The organism is Nocardia sp. bgisy134 (genome assembly GCF_965341865.1).
In the GTDB taxonomy this organism is placed as follows: Bacteria; Actinomycetota; Actinomycetes; order Mycobacteriales; family Mycobacteriaceae; genus Nocardia.
Map to the genome: position 1 here is coordinate 202,843 of NZ_CBDQZP010000006.1, position 18,813 is coordinate 221,655.

Consider the following 18,813-nt stretch of genomic DNA (forward strand, 5'->3'; position numbering starts at 1 on the left):
CTCGCACTTGCTCAACCCATTTCACATTCTCTGCAGACGGCGCAGGATCTCGTCCAGCGCCGCCCGACCCGGTGCGCGCGTCGTCTGATCGCGCAGTGCCGAGTTCGCCGGATCCACCCAGCGCCACAGTTCCGGTCCGAACTGCAGAATCCCGGCCGTTTCGGTCGCCCTGCGGTTCTTGGCTACCCGCATGCCCGTGGACAACTCGAATTCTTTGGCAAGTAGTGGACGCAGGTGCCGATCCCAGTCGGCGCGGCTGCCGTCGGCCCGGTCGGCCAGCATCTGCGCCCGCGCCTGCCAGCGGTTCAGCATCTCCAGCGGGCCGTTCTCGATGTCGTCGGCATGGTCGTCGCGCTCCGCGTTCTCGCGCTCGCGCAACGTCCAGATCAGCTGGAAGAGCGCGAGGGCGACCGGGACGGCGGCGAGCAGCAGCATGGCGCCGCGCGCTTTGCCGAACGCGATCAGTTCGAGCACCACCACCGCGAGTATCGCGGCCGCGGCGATCCCCGCCCTGTTCATTCGGCCATCACCTCCCCTTGCAGATCGGCGAGCACGATGCGCAGCAGTTGTTCGGCGCGCATGCGCTGCCACTCCAGCATCGAGTGCGGGCTGAATCTGGCCTCCTCGAACAGCGAGACCAGCTCGCGCGCGGAGGCGTCGTGCAGCGCGCCGCGCTCGAACGCGCGCGCCAGCACTTCCATCGGGGTGTCGGAAGCCAACGGGGCGGCGGCCCGGTCGACGGTGAGGCCGCGCTCCATCGCGACGTAGCAGGCGATGATGGCGGTGCGCGGGTCCTGGCCCGGCGCGTTCATCGCGGCCAGACCCATTTCGGCGGCCCTGGCCAGCGAGTCGACCACGGTCGCCGGGGTGGGAGCCTCCGGCGGCGGCGCGGGGACGGGCTTGCGACGGGCCGTCGCCGCGACCACCACGAGGCCGACCAGCGCCACGCCGAGCAACACACCAGCGGCGACGATCGTCAGCACCAGGCTGGTGCCGGTCAGGCTTTCCGCTCCGCCTGGCTGGGGCGGCGGTGTGGTCGGAAGGTGTTCGGGCGGCGCGCCCTCCCCAGTGGCGGGCGAGGGCTCAGCGGGCTGAACTTGCCTGCCCGCGCCGACGAAGAACACGGCGGAAGCCGCGGCGAGCACCAACGAGAGACCGGCCAGCGCCGCGAGCACCAGCAGGCCGACGCGACCGAGCTTCCACTGCCGACGCTCGCGCTCGCGATCCGGTTCGGGCATGGCGAGCGGCAGCCGGTGCTGGCTGGCGATCACACCCGCCAGCAGGATCACCACGGAAACCGTGAGCAGCACCGGCATCAGGGCCACGGCGAGCGCGTTGGGCCCCGAGCCACGATCGGCGGTCTCGACCGCGCCGGGGATGTGCCCACGCAGCGTGATCGCGGCAACGGCCAGCAGCGTGATCAGCACGATCACGCGCGATATCGCCGCTCGCGCCCGGACCACCAGCGTTACCACCAAACCTGAGTACTGCTCGAAACAGCCACATAGTTACATGCCGAGCGGTCCGCTCGGGAGGGAATCGAATACTTCGGATCGCCTCCGTTTTAACTGGGTTACCGGCGAGTCGCCGCAGGTCGGCCCACTACCAAGCGGCGGCGGTCACCGGTTGTGAGATCTCACAGAGACGGCTGGCGGTGCGCGAAATATCCGGAACGCCGACCACGCCGTCGACCAGCTCCGGCAGCGGCGCGGCGGCGCACAGCGTCAGTTCCAGATCGGCGTCGTAGAGCACGTCGACGAGGTTCGCCAGGCGCATCGCCCAGTCCGGCGGCACCTCCCGCAACCGGGGCACGTCCTCGATCGTCCAGCGCCGGAAACGCTGAGCCAGCAGCACGTAGTCGGCGGCCGAGGTGGCGGCGCCGCAGAGCGCGGTGAAATCGACGGTGATCGCGTCGCCGTCCACCGCGCGTGCCCGCAGCGTGCGGTCGCCGATCGGGACCTCGACCACGCCCTCGGTGGGCGCGCACCCGATCAGGTAGCGGCCCGCCCTGAAACCGCTCGCAGCGTCGCGCAGATGCAGCGTGCGGTAGTCGGTGGGTCCGTCCACCGAGATCACGTCCAAGCGCTCGACGATGCGCGCGATGGTCGGCAGGAACCGATCGTGGAACAGCGGATTCGGCAGCAGCTGCTCGGGCGGGTAGTTCGAGGTGAGCACGAGCGCGATACGGCGGGCGAACAGCGCGTCCAGCATGCGGGCGATGAGCATCGCGTCACCGATGTCGTGCACGTGGAACTCGTCGAAGCACACCAGGCGGGCGGCGCCGAGCAGGCGCTCGATCGCGGTGTCGATGGATCCGGATTCGTGTGCGGCGGTGTGTAATTCGGCGAAGAACCGGTGGAAATGGTAGCGCTTCACACGGTCGGGAGCGACGGTGGCGAGGAAGCGGTCCATCAGCATGGTCTTGCCGCGGCCGGGTCGTCCGTACAGGTAGACCCCGCGCGCGCCCTTGACCGGACGACCGCGCCCGTCCACCAGGCGAGCCAGCCGGTCGGCGGCCGCGCGCTGATCCGCGTCGAGTTCGATCGTCATCCGAGCCTCCCATCTCTACAGATGTAGAGTCCTCTACAGTTGTAGAGCACGGAGCGGGACTCGACCAGGGAAGGTGACGATGTCCACAACCGACCGGCGCATCCTGATCGTCGACGCGGCCATCGAACTGATCGCCCGCCGCGGGATTCGCGCGCTGACGCATCGCGCGCTGGACACGGCACTGGAGCTGCCGCCCGGATCGTCCTCGTATTACTTCCGCACCAAACGCGCGCTGATCGAGGCGATCGCCGACCGGATCTCCGCCCGTTCCCGCAGCGATTTCGTCGGGGCGGAATTCGCCGCACCCGAGACGGCCGACCTGCCGTCCGTCGCCCACGGCATCGCGGTCTGGCTGGACCGGCTCCTCCTCGAACGCCGCGACCATCTGATCGCCCGGCACGCCCTGATCGTCGACCTGATCGGCGATCCAGAACTGCACACTCGGCTGAGCAACAGCCTCTTCTCACTGGAAGGCGCGCGGGAACTGTTCCGCGCCAACGACTTCCCCGACCCGGACACCGCCGCCGCCGACTTCATCGCTGTCCTGGAGGGCGCGGTCTTCGACCGCTTCGGGGGCAACCGCAGCAGCCTCCCGCCCGGCACACCCGCCAGCGTCAGCCAGCTGACCACTCTCCTATCCACCTACCTCCACCGCTGACCTGCCACCTCGCAGACCCTCCGCACGCCTCGCAGACCGCACAACCTGCGCGAAGCGTGCAGAAGGTCTGTGACGTCGATGTATATGGGCCACAGCGACGCTTCGTCAGGCTCCGCTGCGACTGGCCACACATCTTTCGCACTCTTCACATAGGCACCGCCTATGCGGGGCGGGTGGTGGGTGTGTGGGAGCTAGACGGACCAGCCGCGTTGGGAGTAGGTGGCGCCGGTGAAGTAGGCGCGGATGCCTGCGGCGGGGTACTCGATGAGGTTATGGGGCAACGCGGTCAGGGGGAACCAGGCGAGCTCGTAGCTCTTGTCCGGCTCGCGATTGATCGGCTCGCCGGACCAGGTCACGGCTTCGAAGAAGAGGCCGATGCGGGCTTCTCGGCCCGGGGAGACGACGTGCGCGGTGTGGATGTGGCGCAGATCCGTGGGATCGACGACAACGCCGATCTCCTCCATCGCCTCGCGGGCCGTGGCCTCGGTGGCCGACTCCCCCGTCTCGAGCTTGCCCGCGGGCAGGTGCCAGCGCCCGTCGAACTCGTCCGCGCTGCGCCGCTTGCTCAACAGCACTTCGCCCGCGCGGACGAGCAGGATGTGGACGTCGACGATGTGCCGGTCGGTCATGAGACTCCTCCCGTGGCGGCGAGTGTGCCGCTCCAACCTACGGGTTGGACCCTCCGTCGTTCCGGCGAACGCCGGGCACCGGTGGGACAGCCGACGCCGTGGCGGGGCCGGACCCCGGCGTTCGGCGGAACGACGGAGGCGATCCGAATCAGTTGGCGCTGAGCACCAGACCGGAGGTCGGCACGCCGGTGCCCGCGGTGACCACGATGTTGCGCAGCGCGTCGACCTGGTTGACCGACGTGCCGCGAATCTGGCGCACCGCCTCGGCGATGCCGTTCATGCCGTGGATGTACGCCTCGCCCAGCTGGCCGCCGTGCGTGTTGAGCGGCAGCCTGCCGCCGAGCTCGATCGCGCCGTCCTTGACGAACTCCTTGGCCTCGCCCCGACCACAGAACCCGAGTTCCTCGAGCTGCATGAGCACGAACGGGGTGAAGTGGTCGTAGAGGATCGCGGCCTGCATGTCCTGCGGGCCCAATCCGCTTTGCGCCCAAAGCTGTTCGCCGACGAGGCCCATCTCCGGCAGGCCGGACATGGCGTCGCGGTAGTAGCTGGTCATCACGTACTGGTCCGCGCCGGAACCCTGCGCGGCTCCGGCGATCACCGCGGGCCGCTGCGGCAGGTCGCGGGCCCGCTCCACGCTCGTCACCACGATGGCCACGCCACCGTCGGACTCCTGGCAGCAGTCGAGCAGGTGCAGCGGTTCGGCGATCCAGCGCGAATTCTGGTGGTCTTCCAAGGTGATCGGCTTGCCGTAGAAGAAGGCGTCCGGGTTCACCGCGGCGTGCTTGCGGTCGGCGACGGCGACCCGGCCGAAATCCTCGCTGGTCGCGCCGTAGACGTGCATGTAGCGGCGCGCCACCATGGCGACCTGGGCGGCGGGCGTGCCGAGCCCCTGGGGATAGGACCAGCCCGCGTCGATGCCCGACGAGGTCGGCGCGGTGGCCAGCGCCGTGGAGAACTGGCCGAACCGCGACACCGAGCGCTCGTTGAAGGCGCGGTAGGCGACCACCACCTCGGCGACGCCGGTGGCCACCGCCATGGCGGCCTGCTGCACGGTCGCGCAGGCCGCGCCACCGCCGTAACCGATGTGGCTGAAGAACTTCAGCTGCGGAATGCCCGTCGCCCTCGCGACCGCCGCCTGTGTGTTGGTGTCCATGGTGAAGGTGGTCAGCCCGTCCACGTCGGCGGGCGTCAGGCCCGCGTCCGCGAGGGCGGCCGTGACCGCCTCGGCCGCCAGCCGCAACTCGCTGCGACCGGAGTCCTTGGAGAAATCGGTGGCGCCGATGCCGACGATGGCGGCGCGTCCCGACAGAGCCTCAGTCATTCGTACCCCGCAGAGCGATGACGACTTTCGCCGTGATGTGGTCGCCGAGGCTGTCTCGCCCGACGACGTCGATGTGGACGTCCTCGCCAACGACCGCGCTCACCGTGCCGGTGAGGGTCAACGTGTCGCCCGCGTACAGCGGCACCCCGAGGCGCAGCGCGATCGACTTCACGATGGCGCGCGGGCCCGCCCAGTCGGTGACGAAGCGCTGCACCAGGCCGGTGTCGGTGAGGATGTTGACGAAGATGTCCTTGGATCCGCGCGCGACGGCCTTGTCCCTGTCGTGGTGCACGTCCTGGAAATCGCGGGTGGCGATGGCCGTGCTGATCACGAAGGTCGGGTCGGCGTGCACGACCAGTTCCGGCAGCGTCGCGCCGACCTGCGCGGCGGTGGGCTCACCCGTCACCCGACCACCACCCCTCACCGAATCGCTTCGCGATGCTGTCGTCATTTGTTCACCGTCCAATACGGCAGGACGGCCTCGTCGTCGAGCTTCTCGAACTCCACCCGCACCGGCAGGCCGACCTCGACCTCGGCCGGATCGATGCCACGCAGTTCACCGAGCATGCGCACGCCCTCCTCCAATTCGACCAGCGCGACCACGAACGGCAGCTGCCGCCCCGGCACTTTCGGCGCGTGATGCACGACGTAGCTGAACACCGTGCCGCGCCCCGAGGCGACCACGTACTCGGTCGGCTCGGACTTGTCCTGCCACAGCGCGGGGACCGGCGGATGCCTCAGCGTGCCGTCCGGCAGCTTCTGGATCCGCAGTTCGCCGAGCTTCGTTCCTTCCCAGAAGAATTCGGTGTCGTGCGAGACCAGCGGCTTGACCCGCTCGCCCGCGGGCTGCGCCGGAGCGGCAGCCGTGCCCGGCGCGAATTTCAGGATCCGGAACAGCATTTCGGTGACGAGCTCGTCGCCCACCCGCCACGAAGTGCGGAAGGTGACGAACCAGCCGTCGCCGAGCCCGGTGCGCTTGGGTCCCGTGATGGTCTCCAGCCGACTGGTGACGGTCACCTGTTCGCCGGGCACCAGGTAGCGGTGGTAGATCTGCTCGCAATTGGTGCCGACCACCGAGGTGAAGCCCGCCTCGTCGAGCAGTTCGGTGGTGGCGCCCATCGGATCGTCCTCCGGGCGAACACCGTTGAGCCCGAACATGGTCCACACTTGCGCCATCGCGGGCGGCGCGACGATGCCAGGGTGGCCCGCGGCGCGAGCGACGGCCTCGTCGACGTAGATGGGGTTGGTGTCGCCGATGGCCTCGACCCAGTTGTTGATCATCGGCTGATTCACCGGGTCGCGCGCGAGGCGCGGCGCGCACTCGCCCGCCGCGATGATCTTCTCGGCGGCGGCGACGATCGCTTCCGGCGTTGACGTGTCCGGCACGACGCGGCTCCTTCTTCCTATCGGGGTACTCGCGGCAGGTTCAGTCCGGCGGTGGCGACGAGCTCGCGCATGATCTCGTTGACGCCGCCGCCGAAGGTCACCACGAGGTTCTGTTTGGTGCGCCGGTCCAGCCAGGTGAGCAGTTCGGCGGTGGCGGGCTCGGCCGGATCGCCGTGGCGGCCGACGATCTCCTCGGCCAGGCGGCCCGCTTCCTGGAGTGACTCGGTGGAGAACACCTTGGTGGCCGAAGCGTCGGCGATGACCTGCGACTGGTCGCCGTCCGGGCTCTTGTCGGCGGCCGCGACCTGCCAGTTCAGCAGTTCGTTCAGCCGGACCATGGCGTGCATACGGCCCAGCGACCGCTGCACGTCGGATTCGACGAGCAGCCCGCGCGGTCGCGCCCAGTCGCGCACCCGGTCGTAGAGCTGTTCGATCTTGCCGGACGGGCCGAGGCTCACCCGCTCGTGATTGAGCTGGGTGGTGATCAGCCGCCAGCCCCGGTTCTCCTCGCCGACCAGCATGTCGGCCGGGACGCGGACGTTGTCGAAATAGGTGGCGTTGGTGTGGTGGGCGCCGTCGCAGGTGATGATCGGCGTCCAGGAGTAGCCGGGATCCTCGGTGTCCACGATCAGGATCGTGATGCCGCGGTGGCGCGAGTCCGCCGTGCCGGTGCGGCAGGCCAGCCAGACGTAGTCGGCTTCGTGCGCGCCGGTGGTGAAGATCTTCTGCCCGTTGACGATCCAGTCGCCCGAGGCATCGCGGACGGCGCTGGTGCGCAGCGAGGCCAGGTCGGTGCCCGCCTCCGGCTCGGAGTAGCCGATCGCGAAATGGATATCGCCGGAAAGGATTCCGGGCAGGAACTTCTGCTTCTGCGCGTCGGTGCCGTAGGTCTGCAAGGTCGGTCCGACGGTCAGCAGCGTCACCAGCGGCAGCGGGACGTCGGCCCGTACCGCCTCGTTGAAGAAGATCTGCTGTTCGACGGGCCCGAAACCCTGCCCGCCGTATTCCTTCGGCCAGCCGACCCCGAGCCAACCGTCGCGGCCCATGCGCCGCACGACGGCGCGGTAGGCGTCGCCGTGCCGGTTCACCGCCATCTCGGCCTCCTCTTCGGGAGTGACGAGATCGGCGAAGTAGGTGCGGAGTTCGTCGCGCAGCGCGCGCTGCTCGGCGGTCAGATCGATGAACATCTTGCTCCTAAGCGATCCAGACGGAACGACGCGCCGCCGAGCCAGCGGGCGATGTCCTTGGCCTGGGAGTAGTAGCGGTGCATCGGATGGGTCACGTCGACGCCGAGACCTCCGTGCAGGTGATGACACTTCTGCATGGCGGCGGGCAGCTCGGAGGCCACGGTATAGGCGAGCACGTCGAGGTCGTCGTCGACGCGCTCCAGGTGCGCGGAACCGGTGTCGGGCTGCGAAAGCGCCCAGTTCGCCGAGACGGCCGCGGCGTGCAGGGTGCGGGAGACCACGTACAGGTCGGCGATCTGCTGGGCCACCGCCTGGAATTCGGCCAGCGGCCGGTCGAACTGGCGGCGCACCCGCAGGTGTTCGGCGGTGAGCACCAGTGCGCCCTTCAGCAGGCCGTCGGCGACCGAGCCGATGCTCGCGACGGCCAGCCGGTGCAATCGCGGGAGGCCGCCGGGGAGCAACTGCTCGGCCGGGATCTCCACGTTGTCCAGCAGGACACTGCCCTCGGGCAGGCCGCCCGAGGACGGTGAGGGCGTCACGGTCAGTCCGGCGGCATCGCGGTCGACGAGCGCGATGCCGGAATCGGTGGGGATCAGCAGCCAGCGCGCCTGCTCGGCATAGGGCACCGCGACCTTGCGCCCGCTGACCCGCACGACGGACCCTTCGGCGACCGCGGTCGTCTTCGGTGTCGCGGCGAACGGCGCGCCGGGTTCGCTGAGCGCCGCGGTGAGCACCGCGCCCTTCGCGACCTCCGGATAGATCCGTTCGGCCACCGCGTCGGGCAGCACGGGCAGCAGCGCGAGCAGCCCGAAACCGAGCGTCGGCAGGGCGGGCACCGCCACCGCGTCGGTGGCCAGCTCGGTGAGCAGCACGGAGATCTCCGGCAGGCCCATACCGTCGCCGCCGAAGCGCTCCGGCAGCGCGACCCCGAGCAGGCCCGAGTCGACGAGGCTCGGCCACAGCTCGATATCGCGTGCGGATTCGCGCTCCAGCAAACTCACTACCACTTCGGCGACGGCGTCCTGGCCCTCGTCCCTGGTGAAGTCCACGATGTTCTCCAGTTAACTCGGTATCGCCCGGTGATTCCTTGGGGGGTGGTCGGGCGACGGGTGGGCTCGTCGACTAACTGTCCGCATCGCGAGGCAGCCCGAGAATCCGCTCACCGGCCACGGTGAGCAGGATCTGCTCGGTGCCTCCCGCGATGGAAAGACAACGGGTGAGCAGGAATTCGGTCACCTCGTCCGAATCCTGCGCACCGTTCGGTCCCGCCGCCTCGACGGCGAACTCCGCCACCGCCTGGCGGTGCCGCACACCCACCAGCTTGCGCACACTGCTCTGCGCGCCGGGGTCGGCGCCCGCCAGCATCGCGACGGCGGCCCGCTGCTCGAGCAGCAGCCCGGCGATGGCCTCGGCGACGAAGCCGCCGAGCCGGTCGTTCCTCAGCTCCGCGCCGGGCCCGGTGGCGGGCAGCTTGGCGATGAGCTCCTCCAGCACCGGCCCGATCCCGTTGCCGCCCATCGCGACTCGTTCGGTGGACAGCGTGGAGCGGGCGATCTTCCACCCGTTGTTCAGCGCACCGACCAGGCAGTCGTCCGGCACGAAGACGTCGTCGAGGAACACCTCGCTGAATCGCGCCTCGCCGGTGATCTGCACCAGCGGCCGGACCTCGAGCCCCTTGCTGCGCATGTCGACGAGGAAGTAGGAGATGCCGCGATGCTTGGGCGCGTCGGCGTCGGTGCGCGCCAGGCAGATGCCCCAGTTCGCCTTGTCGCCCAACGAAGTCCAGACCTTCTGGCCGTTCAGCACCCAGCCGCCGTCGACCCGCTTGGCGGTGGTGCGCAGGGCGGCGAGGTCGGAGCCCGCGCCAGGCTCGCTGAACAGCTGGCACCACACCACCTCGCCGCGCAGCGTCGGCCAGGCGAAGCGATCGATCTGCTCCTGGGTGCCGTGCTGCAACAGCGTCGGGATGGCCCAGCCGCCGATGGCGAGGTCGGGCGCGGTGAGGCCGGCGCGGCGCAACTCCTCGGAGATCACGAGGCCGGTCATCGGATCGGCGCCGCGACCGTAGGGCGCGGGCCAGTGCGGCATCGCCAGTCCCGCGTCCACCAGGGCGTCGCGCCGCTGGCCGACCGGGAGAGCCGCGATCGCGGCGACCTCGGCGGCCAGGTCGGTGGCGGCCGAGCCGTCCACGCCCTCGGCGGCGAAGACCCGGTCGGCGCCGGTGGTGCGGCGCATGCCCGACCGCGTCAGCTCGGTGACCCTGGCCCGCCAGCGGGCCGAGCCGCCGAGCAACTGGCGCAGCGCCGTGGCCCTGCGCAGGTAGAAGTGGGCGTCGTGTTCCCAGGTGAAGCCGATGCCGCCGAGCACCTGGATGCAGTCCTTGGCGGTCTCCACCGCGGCGTCCAGCGCGATGGCCGCGGCGATGGCGGCCGCGATCGGCAGTTCGGCGCCGCCCTCGTCGACGGCCGCGGCGGCGTCCAGCGCGACCGAGCGGATCAGCTCGGTGCGGCACAGCATCCACGCGCAGATGTGCTTGACCGCCTGGAAGGAACCGATCTTGCGGCCGAACTGCTCACGCACCTTGGCGTATTCGACCGCGGTGTCGAGGCACCAGCCCGCCAGACCGGCGAGCTCCGCGGCGACGAGTGCCACGAGCAGATCTTCGACCCGGTGCGCCGAGGCGAACATCCGCTCGGCGGGCACCGCGACCTCGGCGCAGTGCACCCTGGCCAGCGGGGTGCTCGGATCGGCGGAGGCCAGTACCTCGATCCGCAGCCCCGCGGCGTCCGGCGGCACCAAGCACCAGCGCGGACCGTCGGGACTGTCGACGGGAAGCAACACGGCGGTTCCCGTGGCGGCCCCGAGCACGAATTCCCAGACACCGGTGAGCAACACCTCATCGGCGCCTGCGGGTACGCTGACACCCGTCACGGACGAAATGTCCGGACCGGCAACGACGTCGAGCGCGATACCGCACGGCAGGTCCTCGGCGAGGGCGCCCGCGGTGACCAGGTTGGCCAGGGCGGTGCTGAGCACCGGCCCGCCCACCAGATCGTGCGCCGCCTGCTCCAGCAGCACGGCGAGATCGGCGACCGACCCACCGGCGCCACCCGCGTCCTCGGCGACCGCGACCCGGAAGATCCCGAGTTCGGCCAGCGCGGGCCAGTACGCGCGCCAGAACCCGACCGGCTCGGCTCGCATCGTTGCAATCGGACGGACCGATCCGGCCCAGCCCCGCATCGACTCCTGAACGGCTTTATGCTCGTCAGTGGTGGCGATGGTCACACTCCAACCCGCCTTTCCGGCGTGACTCCCACACCTAGAACATGTTCTAATATCCTTGCCGTGCGGAAGTCAAGAGACGGCCATCCGTATCGGTCAGCACCGCGCGCCAGGCCGACGTACGACGTTCGAGGAAAGGACCCTTTTCGATGGCCAGCCCCTCCCGCTCGCAGCCCGCCGACGCGAGCGCCGCCCGCCCAGCGACCGTCACGACGCTCAGCGAGGACGATCTGAGCTCGGCCGCGCAGCGCGAGCGACGCAAGCGCATCCTGGACGCGACGCTGGCGCTGGCCTCCAAGGGCGGATACGACGCGGTGCAGATGCGCGCCGTCGCCGAGCGCGCGGATGTGGCCGTCGGCACCCTCTACCGGTACTTCCCGTCCAAGGTGCACCTGCTGGTCTCGGCGCTGGCCAGGGAGTTCGAGCAGATCGAGGGCAAACGCAAGCCGCTTGCCGGAACGACGCCGCAGGAGCGCATGCACCTGCTGCTCACCCAGATCACCCGGATGATGCAGCGCGACCCGCTGCTCACCGAGGCCATGACGCGCGCGTTCATGTTCGCCGACGCCTCGGCCGCGGCCGAAGTGGATCGCGTCGGCAAGGTGATGGATCGGGTTTTCGCCCGCGCCATGAACGACGGAGAACCGACCGAGCGGCAACTGGCCATTGCTCGCGTCATCAGTGACGTGTGGCTTTCCAATCTGGTGGCGTGGCTCACTCGACGGGCTTCGGCGACCGATGTCACAGACCGTCTCGAACTGACCGTGGATCTTCTGCTCGGAGACCAAGCGGCGAAATAGCCGGATGCGATAACTCGCTCCCTCTGAATCGGATCGACGAGTCCGGTCGCCGGGCAGACTGCCCGCGACCGGACTACCGTGGTGTTATGCCGCGCTTGCCTCTGCACGCGGAGCAGACCGCGAACCGTCATGTCCGACAAAGCGACTCATATCCGGCCGATCCGCCGGAAGGAAACGGCTCGGCCGTGACGGCCCTCGTGATCGCCGTGCGACCCGACTCCGCTCGGGTCCGCGGAAAGTTACTTGCTGGTTACCTGTGCGTTAACTGGGCAAATCCCGATAACCGGGTTGCAATCGTGCGCACGCATACCGGCGCACTGCGGTGCGGTGAATTCAACCCAGTATTGTTTTGCCCGCCCCTGAAACAACTCCTCCGATCACTAGGTTGGATGCGTGAGCGCACAGGATCTGCCACAGGAACTTCGACGAGCTTTGTCGACGGTCGCGCGCGAGCCACGGCTCTTGGTCGCGTCGGACTACGACGGGACATTGGCCCCGATCGTGTCCGACCCGACCAAGGCGTATCCGCACCGAGAATCGGTGAGCGCGCTACGCGCTCTCGCCGGACTCACCGGGACGACGGCGGCCGTGATCTCCGGCCGCGCGCTGCGTGATCTCGCGGCACTCTCCCGGCTTCCGGTCGAGGTGCAACTGATCGGTAGCCACGGTTCGGAGTTCGACGTCGGCTTCGTGCACGCGATCGACAACGACGCCAAACAGCTGCTCCAGGAAGTGCAGAACTCCCTGTCGCAGATCGCCGCGGGCAATCCGGGCGTCACCGTCGAGATCAAGCCGGCCAGCATCGCGCTGCACGTGCGCAACGCCAGCCCCGAGATCGGCCGCAGGGCGCTGACCACGGTGCGCCAGGGTCCGGCCTGCTGGGTCGGCGTACAGGTCACCGAGGGCAAGGCCGTCATCGAGCTGGCCGTCGTCCCCACCGACAAGGGCAACGCGCTCGACACCATCCGCCACCAAGAGGGCGCGACCGCCGCGGTGTTCTTCGGCGACGACGTCACCGACGAGAAGGCCTTCCGCGTGCTCTCCGGCCCGGACGTCGGCATCAAGGTCGGCGAGGGCGACAGCATGGCCAAGTACCGGGTGGCCAGCACGGAGGCGGTCGCGTGCGCGCTGGCCTTCCTGCTGGAGGAACGGCGCACCTGGCTGGCAGGCGCGAGCGCGCCGCGCATCGAGCGACTGACCATGCTGTCCAGCCCGCGCTCGTTGGCGCTGCTCACCCCCGATGCCACGGTCACCTGGTTCTGCCACCCGGAGCCGGATTCCGCCGCGGTGTTCGCGCACCTGCTCGGCGGACCGCAGGCGGGCCACTTCACCGTCGCGCCGGAGCGGCCGGGGCTGCCGCTCTCGCAGCGCTACGTGGACGGCACCATGACCGTCGAAACCCGTTGGGCCAGTTTGCAAGTCGTCGACTACTTGCCGCACGACGTGACGCCGAACCGTACCGATCTGACCCGGGTGATCTCGGGCGTGGCCAAGGCGGTCGTCACCTTCGCGCCGCGGCCGGAATTCGGCCAGGTGCCGGTGTCGCTCGAACCCGATCCGGCGGGCCTGCGGGTGCGCGGTACCAACGACCCGATGGTGCTGCGCTCCCCCGGTGTCCGGTGGGAGATCGAGAGCGACGGAACGCACGATGTCGCACGCGCCGTGGTCGACCCGGCGAACGGCCCGATCGTGCTGGAACTGCGCTGCGGCACACATGATCTCGCGCCCGCGATGACCGGCGAGCCGGAACGCCGCAGGGAGGCGCAGCGGTATTGGTCGGAGTGGTCGAGCGCGCTGGAGCTGCCGCCGCTGAAGCCGGATCTGATGAAGCGCTCCGCACTCACCCTGCGCGGGCTGGTGCACGCGCCGTCCGGCTCGATCCTCGCCGCGGCCACCACCTCGCTACCCGAGGACATCGGCGGCATCCGCAACTGGGACTACCGCTACTGCTGGCTGCGCGACGCCGCGCTCACCGCGCAGGCGCTGGTCAACCTCGGCTCGCTCGCCGAGGCCGAGCAGTTCCTCGGCTGGGTGCACCGCGTGCTGGAGACGCTGCCCGGACCCGAGCGGCTGCACCCGCTGTACACCATCTACGGCGAGACGCTGCCGCCCGAGGCCGTCATCGACCAGCTCCCCGGGTACGCCGGGTCGCGCCCGGTGCGCGTCGGCAACGCCGCGAACATGCAGGTGCAGCTGGACGTCTTCGGACCGATCGTCGACCTGATCGCGACGCTGGCGCACGCACGCGAGCGCAAGGGCGTCACCGATCCGGCCAAGGCGCTGCCGGACGCCGACTGGGAACTGGTGCACGCCATGGTCTCGGCGGTGCAGCGTCGCTGGACCGAGCCCGACCACGGCATCTGGGAGATCCGCGGCAACCCGCGCCACCACGTGTACTCGAAGGTGATGGGCTGGCTGACGGCCGACCGGGCGCTGACGCTGGCGCAGAAGTTCGACCGGCAGGTCGAGCCGGAGTGGATCGAGCTGCGCGACACCATCGCCGAGGAGGTCAAGACCAAGGGCTGGAACGACGAGGTCCAGTCGTTCACCGCGGCCTACGACGGCACCGACCTGGACGCGGCCACCCTGCACATCGGCCTGAGCGGGCTGATCGATCCCTCCGACCCACGCTTCGCCGCGACGGTCGTGGCCACCGAGGCCGAGCTGCGCAGCGGGTCGACCGTGTACCGCTACCACCACGACGACGGCCTGCCGGGCGGAGAAGGTGGATTCCACCTGTGCGCGGCCTGGCTGGTCGAGGCGTACCTGCTGATCGGCAAGCGTTCGGACGCCGAGGCGCTGTTCGCCCAGCTGGTCGACGTGGCGGGACCGACCGGGCTGCTCAGCGAGGAGTACGACCCGGTGGCCGAGCGGTCGCTGGGCAACCACCCGCAGGCCTACAGCCACCTCGGTCTGCTGCGCTGCGCGCAGCTGCTGGCACAGCCCGTGGAGGTGCTCGTCTAGAGGTCACGGACCGGCCGTCGAGGCCCGCGGACCATCCGGTTCGCGGGCCTCGGCGTTTCCCGGGGCGGCTTTCGGCAGCGATGTGGCGGTGGCCGGGCGGTGGCCGGGTTGCACGGGGCTGATAAAGTCAAACGGTAACGATTTCCATTATGTTCTGGAGCACTCATCCTGCTCTGTTCGTATCGCCAGGAGTGCTTCCGCGTGAGTAGCCGAATTGCCTCGAAGTTCGCCGGCATCGCCGTGGGGGTGGCGACCGCCCTCGCGCTGACCGCCTGCGGCAGCTCCGATGACTCGGGCAAACCGCAGGTCGTCGCCTCGACCGATGTGTGGGGCGATATCGCCGCCACCGTCGCCGGTCCCGACGCGACCGTCACCTCGATCATCACCGACCCCGCCGCCGACCCGCACTCGCACGAGACCTCGGCGGTCGAGTCGGCGAAGATCAGCGACGCCGACCTGATCGTCTACAACGGCGGCGGCTACGACGAATTCATCGAGAAGGCCATCTCCGGCAAGGGCAAGCGGGCCGTCGACGCCTTCGAGTCCCGCGCCGACAAGAGCGACGAGAACGAGCACGTCTGGTACGACGTGGCCACCGTCGGCACGGTCGCCGACATGATCGCGGGCGCGCTCGGCGAGATCGACTCCGCGCACGCCGCCGACTACACCGCCCGTGCCGCCGCCTTCAAGTCGCAGCTGGGCGGGATCACCGCGGCCACCGGCGCGCTCGCCGCCCAGCACCCGAAGACGCCGGTGTTGCAGACCGAACCGCTCGCCTACTACCTGCTGCGCGCCGCCGGCGCGGAGGACCGCACCCCGCACGAGTTCCAGGAGGCGATCGAGCAGGAGACCGATCCCGCGCCCGCGGCCGTCGCGGAAACCCGGGATCTGCTCACCGGCAAGCAGGTTCGCGCGCTCGTCTACAACGTGCAGACCCAGGACAAGATCACCCGCGACCTGCGCGAGCTGGCCGTGACGAACGGCGTCGCCGTCGTCGAGGTGACCGAAACCCTCCCCGAGGGAATGGATTACATTCAGTGGCAGACCAAGAACACCGAAGCGCTGGCCGAAGCGCTGGGCTGATCGACGAGCAGCTGATCGAGATGTCCACGAGCAAGGGAGCCGCGCTGACCGAGCACACCGCACCGGTGCGTCCGCGGCTCGTCGACACCGACGGGACGGCGGCCGTCCGCCTCGACGACGCCCGGCTGTCGTTCGGCGACCGCACCCTCTGGCAAGGGCTCGATCTCGAGGTGGCTCCCGGCGAGTTCATCGCCGTGCTCGGCCCCAACGGCTCCGGCAAGACCTCGCTGCTCAAGGTGCTCCTCGGCCAGCTCGCCCTCGGCTCCGGCCGGGCGTTCGTCGCCGGATCGCCTGCGCGCGCGGGCAATCCCGATATCGGCTATGTGCCGCAACAGAAGACGATCGACGCGGGCGTGCAGCTGCGCGGCGTCGACCTGGTCGGCCTCGGCGTCGACGGGCACCGCTGGGGCCTCGGCCTGCGCGGGCGGGCCGAACGCAAACGCAAGGTGGACGCCGCCATCGCGGCCGTCGGCGCGGAGAAGTTCGCGAACGCGCCACTGGAATCCATGTCGGGCGGCGAGCAGCAGCGCCTGCGCGTGGCGCAAGCACTGGTCGGCGACCCGAAGGTGCTGCTCTGTGACGAACCGCTGCTCAGCCTCGACCTGGCCAACCAGCGACTGGTCGCCGAGCTCATCGACCGGCGCAGGCGCAGCCACGACACCGCGGTGCTCTTCGTGACCCACGAGATCAATCCGATTCTGCCGCTGGTGGACCGGGTGCTGTACCTGGTGGACGGCCAGTTCCGGATCGGCGCGCCCGACGAGGTGATGACCTCCGAGGTGCTCTCCGAGCTGTACCAGACCGAGGTCGACGTGCTGCGGGTGCGCGGGCGGCTGGTGGTGGTCGGCACCGGTGACACCATGGACGCCCTCGGCGCGGCAGGCGCGCAGCACTGCCACGCCGAACCCGATACGAGAGGGGTTCGGGCATGAGCGAACGCAGTGAGCGAATCATGTGCCAGCGCGCCTCGCGCATGCTGGAGCCGAGCGTCAGCGAGGCGAAGGCATGAGCGAACGCAGTGAGCGAATCATGTGCCAGCGCGCCTCGCGCATGCTGGAGCCGAGCGTCAGCGAGGCGAAGGCATGAGCGAACGCAGTGAGCGAATCATGTGCCAGCGCGCCTCGGGCATGCCGGAGCCGAGCTTCAGCGAGGTTCGGGCATGACCGGCAAACTCGCCGATGTCTTCTCGAAGATGTTCGACCTGTCCACCACGGTCGATCTGCTCTCCTACGACTTCGTCCAGCAGGCGGTGCTGGCGGCGGCCCTGCTCGGGCTGCTCGCCGGGGCGATCGGTCCGCTGATCATCAGCAGGCAGATGTCGTTCGCGGTGCACGGCACCAGCGAGCTGTCGCTCACCGGCGCGGCCGCGGCGCTGCTCGCCGGGATCGGAGTCGGGCTCGGGGCGATCATCGGGTCGGTGGTGGCCGCCGTGCTGTTCGGCGTGCTCGGGACCCGTGCGCGGGAACGCGATTCGGTGATCGCGGTGGTGCTCTCGTTCGGGCTCGGGCTCTCCGTGCTGTTCCTCTGGCTCGGGCCGGAGCGCGCCGGATCCAAGTTCTCGCTGCTGACCGGTCAGGTGGTCAGCGTCGGATACAGCGGTCTCGCGCTGCTCATCACCTGCACGGTGCTGGTGCTCGGCGTGCTCGCGGTGATCTACCGGCCGCTGCTGTTCGCCAGCTCGGATCCGGAAGTCGCGGTGGCGCGCGGTGTGCCGGTGCGTGCCCTCGCGGTGATCTTCGCCGTGCTGCTCGGCATCACCGCGGCCTTCGGCGTCCAGATCGTCGGCGCGCTGCTCGTGCTCGCGCTGCTCATCACCCCCGCAGCGGCCGCCGCCCAGCTCACCGCCAACCCGGCCCGCGCGACGATCCTGGCGATCGTCTTCGCCGAACTCGCCGCGGTCGGCGGCATCCTGCTGTCCCTGGCCCCCGGCGTTCCGGTGTCGACCTTCGTCACGGCGATCTCGTTCTCGATCTACGTGGTCTGCCGGGTGATCGGCAACCGCCGCCGCCAGCTGGCGCGATTTCGCTGAATCGGTGCCGATCGGTCGGGTAGGCCGCCGATCGTGCACAGCACGTCGTATACGGCTTGATGCGACACCGCATCTGGTTCGACGGCCCCAGTCGGCGATCGGATTTGAGCCGATTTGTCACCGACCGGGGTCGCTGGCACGCTGTGAGGTGCCGACGGCATCCGAGCGGCGTGGGGGATGGCGATGACCACGGAGATGAACGCAGAAGCGCGCGCGGAGCGGGCCGAACTGGCAGACCTGTTGGCGAGCCTCTCCGACAACCAGTGGCAGGCGCCAAGCCTCTGTTCGCAGTGGCGGGTGCGCGACGTGGCGGCGCACGTGATCGGCTACGGCGAGCTGACGCCGATGAGGTTTGCCTGCCGCCGCGCCCGCGGCTGGTCGCTGGCTCGGATCAATGCGGCCGATGTCGCGAGATACCTCGACGCGAGCCCAGAGCAGTTGGTCGAGCTGATCCGCGCTCGGCAGCAACCAGTCGGCCTGACCGCCTGGTTCGGCGGGCGGGTCGCTCTTGCCGAGGCGATGATTCATCACCAGGACATTCGGCGGCCCTTGGGACTGGCGCGAACAATCCCGCCGGTTCGACTGCGCGCGGCACTCGACTTCGTCCGCTTCGCACCGCTGATCCGGGGTGCGTGGCTGGTGCGTGGACTGCGACTGGTCGCCACCGACATCGACTGGACCTTCGGCGCCGGGCCGGAGGTACGCGGCACCGGTGAGGCGCTGCTCATGGCGATGGCAGCGCGGCCCTCGGCCCTCGATGATCTGACCGGTCCCGGACATACGCGACTCGTGCGGCGCGTCTGAGTCCCCGGACAGGTCGACCGCCTCGTCGTGCCGCGCTGAGCTGCGGCCCGACATACCGTCAGCGGCGGCGCGCCTCATGGCGATTGCGCTCATCATGTCGTTTGGGCAATGCGGCCG

The 18,813-nt window shown here is 69.6% G+C and carries 17 protein-coding genes; 7 read left to right on the plus strand and 10 right to left on the minus strand.

Annotation, left to right across the window (positions count from 1 at the left end; translation table 11 throughout):
- Positions 1-21: 21 nt before the first annotated feature.
- The 3 genes from ACRWNM_RS13565 to zapE form a co-directional block, all read right to left on the minus strand.
- On the minus strand, positions 22-519 hold the full coding sequence (locus ACRWNM_RS13565; RefSeq protein ID WP_431967198.1) for a hypothetical protein: 498 nt from the start codon (positions 517-519) through the stop codon (positions 22-24).
- Positions 516-1,475: a DUF4129 domain-containing protein gene (locus ACRWNM_RS13570; RefSeq protein ID WP_431967200.1), complete on the minus strand. Its 960-nt coding sequence runs from the start codon at positions 1,473-1,475 to the stop codon at positions 516-518. The genes ACRWNM_RS13565 and ACRWNM_RS13570 overlap by 4 nt, the downstream gene beginning before the upstream one ends.
- Before the next feature lie 127 nt (positions 1,476-1,602).
- On the minus strand, positions 1,603-2,550 hold the full coding sequence (gene zapE / locus ACRWNM_RS13575) for a cell division protein ZapE (protein ID WP_431967202.1): 948 nt from the start codon (positions 2,548-2,550) through the stop codon (positions 1,603-1,605).
- Between the two features lie 79 nt (positions 2,551-2,629).
- On the opposite strand from zapE, the gene ACRWNM_RS13580 reads away from it, so the two are divergent.
- On the plus strand, positions 2,630-3,208 hold the full coding sequence (locus tag ACRWNM_RS13580) for a TetR/AcrR family transcriptional regulator (RefSeq protein WP_431967204.1): 579 nt from the start codon (positions 2,630-2,632) through the stop codon (positions 3,206-3,208).
- 191 nt (positions 3,209-3,399) lie between these two features.
- Here ACRWNM_RS13580 and ACRWNM_RS13585 read toward each other — a convergent pair whose 3' ends face one another.
- The 7 genes from ACRWNM_RS13585 to ACRWNM_RS13615 form a co-directional block, all read right to left on the minus strand.
- Positions 3,400-3,837 (minus strand): NUDIX hydrolase, encoded by a 438-nt coding sequence (locus ACRWNM_RS13585; RefSeq protein ID WP_431967206.1) that lies wholly within the window; start codon positions 3,835-3,837, stop codon positions 3,400-3,402.
- A gap of 148 nt (positions 3,838-3,985) precedes the next feature.
- Positions 3,986-5,161, minus strand: a complete 1,176-nt coding sequence (locus tag ACRWNM_RS13590) for a lipid-transfer protein (RefSeq protein ID WP_431967208.1) — start codon at positions 5,159-5,161, stop codon at positions 3,986-3,988.
- Positions 5,154-5,612, minus strand: a complete 459-nt coding sequence (locus tag ACRWNM_RS13595; protein ID WP_431967210.1) for a MaoC family dehydratase — start codon at positions 5,610-5,612, stop codon at positions 5,154-5,156. The genes ACRWNM_RS13590 and ACRWNM_RS13595 overlap by 8 nt, the downstream gene beginning before the upstream one ends.
- Positions 5,609-6,547, minus strand: coding sequence for a bifunctional MaoC family dehydratase N-terminal/OB-fold nucleic acid binding domain-containing protein (locus ACRWNM_RS13600; protein WP_431967212.1), 939 nt, complete (start codon positions 6,545-6,547; stop codon positions 5,609-5,611). Before ACRWNM_RS13600 ends, ACRWNM_RS13595 begins: the two co-directional genes overlap by 4 nt.
- Positions 6,548-6,564: 17 nt before the next feature.
- Complete coding sequence (locus tag ACRWNM_RS13605; protein WP_431967214.1) at positions 6,565-7,734, minus strand: acyl-CoA dehydrogenase family protein; 1,170 nt, start codon at positions 7,732-7,734, stop codon at positions 6,565-6,567.
- On the minus strand, positions 7,719-8,783 hold the full coding sequence (locus tag ACRWNM_RS13610; RefSeq protein WP_431967216.1) for an acyl-CoA dehydrogenase family protein: 1,065 nt from the start codon (positions 8,781-8,783) through the stop codon (positions 7,719-7,721). Before ACRWNM_RS13610 ends, ACRWNM_RS13605 begins: the two co-directional genes overlap by 16 nt.
- Positions 8,784-8,856: 73 nt before the next feature.
- Positions 8,857-11,019 (minus strand): acyl-CoA dehydrogenase, encoded by a 2,163-nt coding sequence (locus ACRWNM_RS13615; RefSeq protein ID WP_431967218.1) that lies wholly within the window; start codon positions 11,017-11,019, stop codon positions 8,857-8,859.
- Positions 11,020-11,165: 146 nt separating this feature from the next.
- On the opposite strand from ACRWNM_RS13615, the gene kstR reads away from it, so the two are divergent.
- The 6 genes from kstR to ACRWNM_RS13645 all read left to right on the plus strand — a co-directional run bounded on the left by kstR (position 11,166) and on the right by ACRWNM_RS13645 (position 18,696).
- Positions 11,166-11,816: a cholesterol catabolism transcriptional regulator KstR gene (gene kstR / locus ACRWNM_RS13620; RefSeq protein ID WP_067842427.1), complete on the plus strand. Its 651-nt coding sequence runs from the start codon at positions 11,166-11,168 to the stop codon at positions 11,814-11,816.
- Positions 11,817-12,209: 393 nt separating this feature from the next.
- A complete protein-coding gene (otsB, locus tag ACRWNM_RS13625; RefSeq protein ID WP_431967220.1) occupies positions 12,210-14,780 on the plus strand; it encodes a trehalose-phosphatase in 2,571 nt (856 codons plus the stop codon).
- Positions 14,781-14,981: 201 nt separating this feature from the next.
- Complete coding sequence (locus tag ACRWNM_RS13630) at positions 14,982-15,863, plus strand: metal ABC transporter solute-binding protein, Zn/Mn family (protein WP_431967222.1); 882 nt, start codon at positions 14,982-14,984, stop codon at positions 15,861-15,863.
- 20 nt (positions 15,864-15,883) lie between these two features.
- A complete protein-coding gene (locus ACRWNM_RS13635; protein ID WP_431967224.1) occupies positions 15,884-16,795 on the plus strand; it encodes a metal ABC transporter ATP-binding protein in 912 nt (303 codons plus the stop codon).
- Between the two features lie 227 nt (positions 16,796-17,022).
- The gene (locus tag ACRWNM_RS13640) at positions 17,023-17,892 is read left to right on the plus strand and encodes a metal ABC transporter permease (RefSeq protein ID WP_431967226.1); all 870 of its coding nucleotides are present in this window, start codon (positions 17,023-17,025) and stop codon (positions 17,890-17,892) included.
- Between the two features lie 183 nt (positions 17,893-18,075).
- Positions 18,076-18,696 (plus strand): maleylpyruvate isomerase family mycothiol-dependent enzyme, encoded by a 621-nt coding sequence (locus tag ACRWNM_RS13645; protein WP_431967228.1) that lies wholly within the window; start codon positions 18,076-18,078, stop codon positions 18,694-18,696.
- Positions 18,697-18,813 lie beyond the last annotated feature (117 nt).

Excerpts from the sequence above, each read along its gene's own strand:
- ACRWNM_RS13605 (WP_431967214.1), bottom strand. The coding sequence starts at position 7,734 with ATGTTCATCGATCTGACCGCCGAGCAGCGCGCGCTGCGCGACGAACTC.
- ACRWNM_RS13640 (WP_431967226.1), top strand. The coding sequence starts at position 17,023 with ATGACCGGCAAACTCGCCGATGTCTTCTCGAAGATGTTCGACCTGTCC.
- ACRWNM_RS13595 (WP_431967210.1), bottom strand. The coding sequence starts at position 5,612 with ATGACGACAGCATCGCGAAGCGATTCGGTGAGGGGTGGTGGTCGGGTG.
- ACRWNM_RS13590 (WP_431967208.1), bottom strand. The coding sequence starts at position 5,161 with ATGACTGAGGCTCTGTCGGGACGCGCCGCCATCGTCGGCATCGGCGCC.
- ACRWNM_RS13635 (WP_431967224.1), top strand. The coding sequence starts at position 15,884 with ATGTCCACGAGCAAGGGAGCCGCGCTGACCGAGCACACCGCACCGGTG.
- ACRWNM_RS13565 (WP_431967198.1), bottom strand. The coding sequence starts at position 519 with ATGAACAGGGCGGGGATCGCCGCGGCCGCGATACTCGCGGTGGTGGTG.
- ACRWNM_RS13585 (WP_431967206.1), bottom strand. The coding sequence starts at position 3,837 with ATGACCGACCGGCACATCGTCGACGTCCACATCCTGCTCGTCCGCGCG.
- zapE (WP_431967202.1), bottom strand. The coding sequence starts at position 2,550 with ATGACGATCGAACTCGACGCGGATCAGCGCGCGGCCGCCGACCGGCTG.
- ACRWNM_RS13580 (WP_431967204.1), top strand. The coding sequence starts at position 2,630 with ATGTCCACAACCGACCGGCGCATCCTGATCGTCGACGCGGCCATCGAA.
- ACRWNM_RS13645 (WP_431967228.1), top strand. The coding sequence starts at position 18,076 with ATGACCACGGAGATGAACGCAGAAGCGCGCGCGGAGCGGGCCGAACTG.
- kstR (WP_067842427.1), top strand. The coding sequence starts at position 11,166 with ATGGCCAGCCCCTCCCGCTCGCAGCCCGCCGACGCGAGCGCCGCCCGC.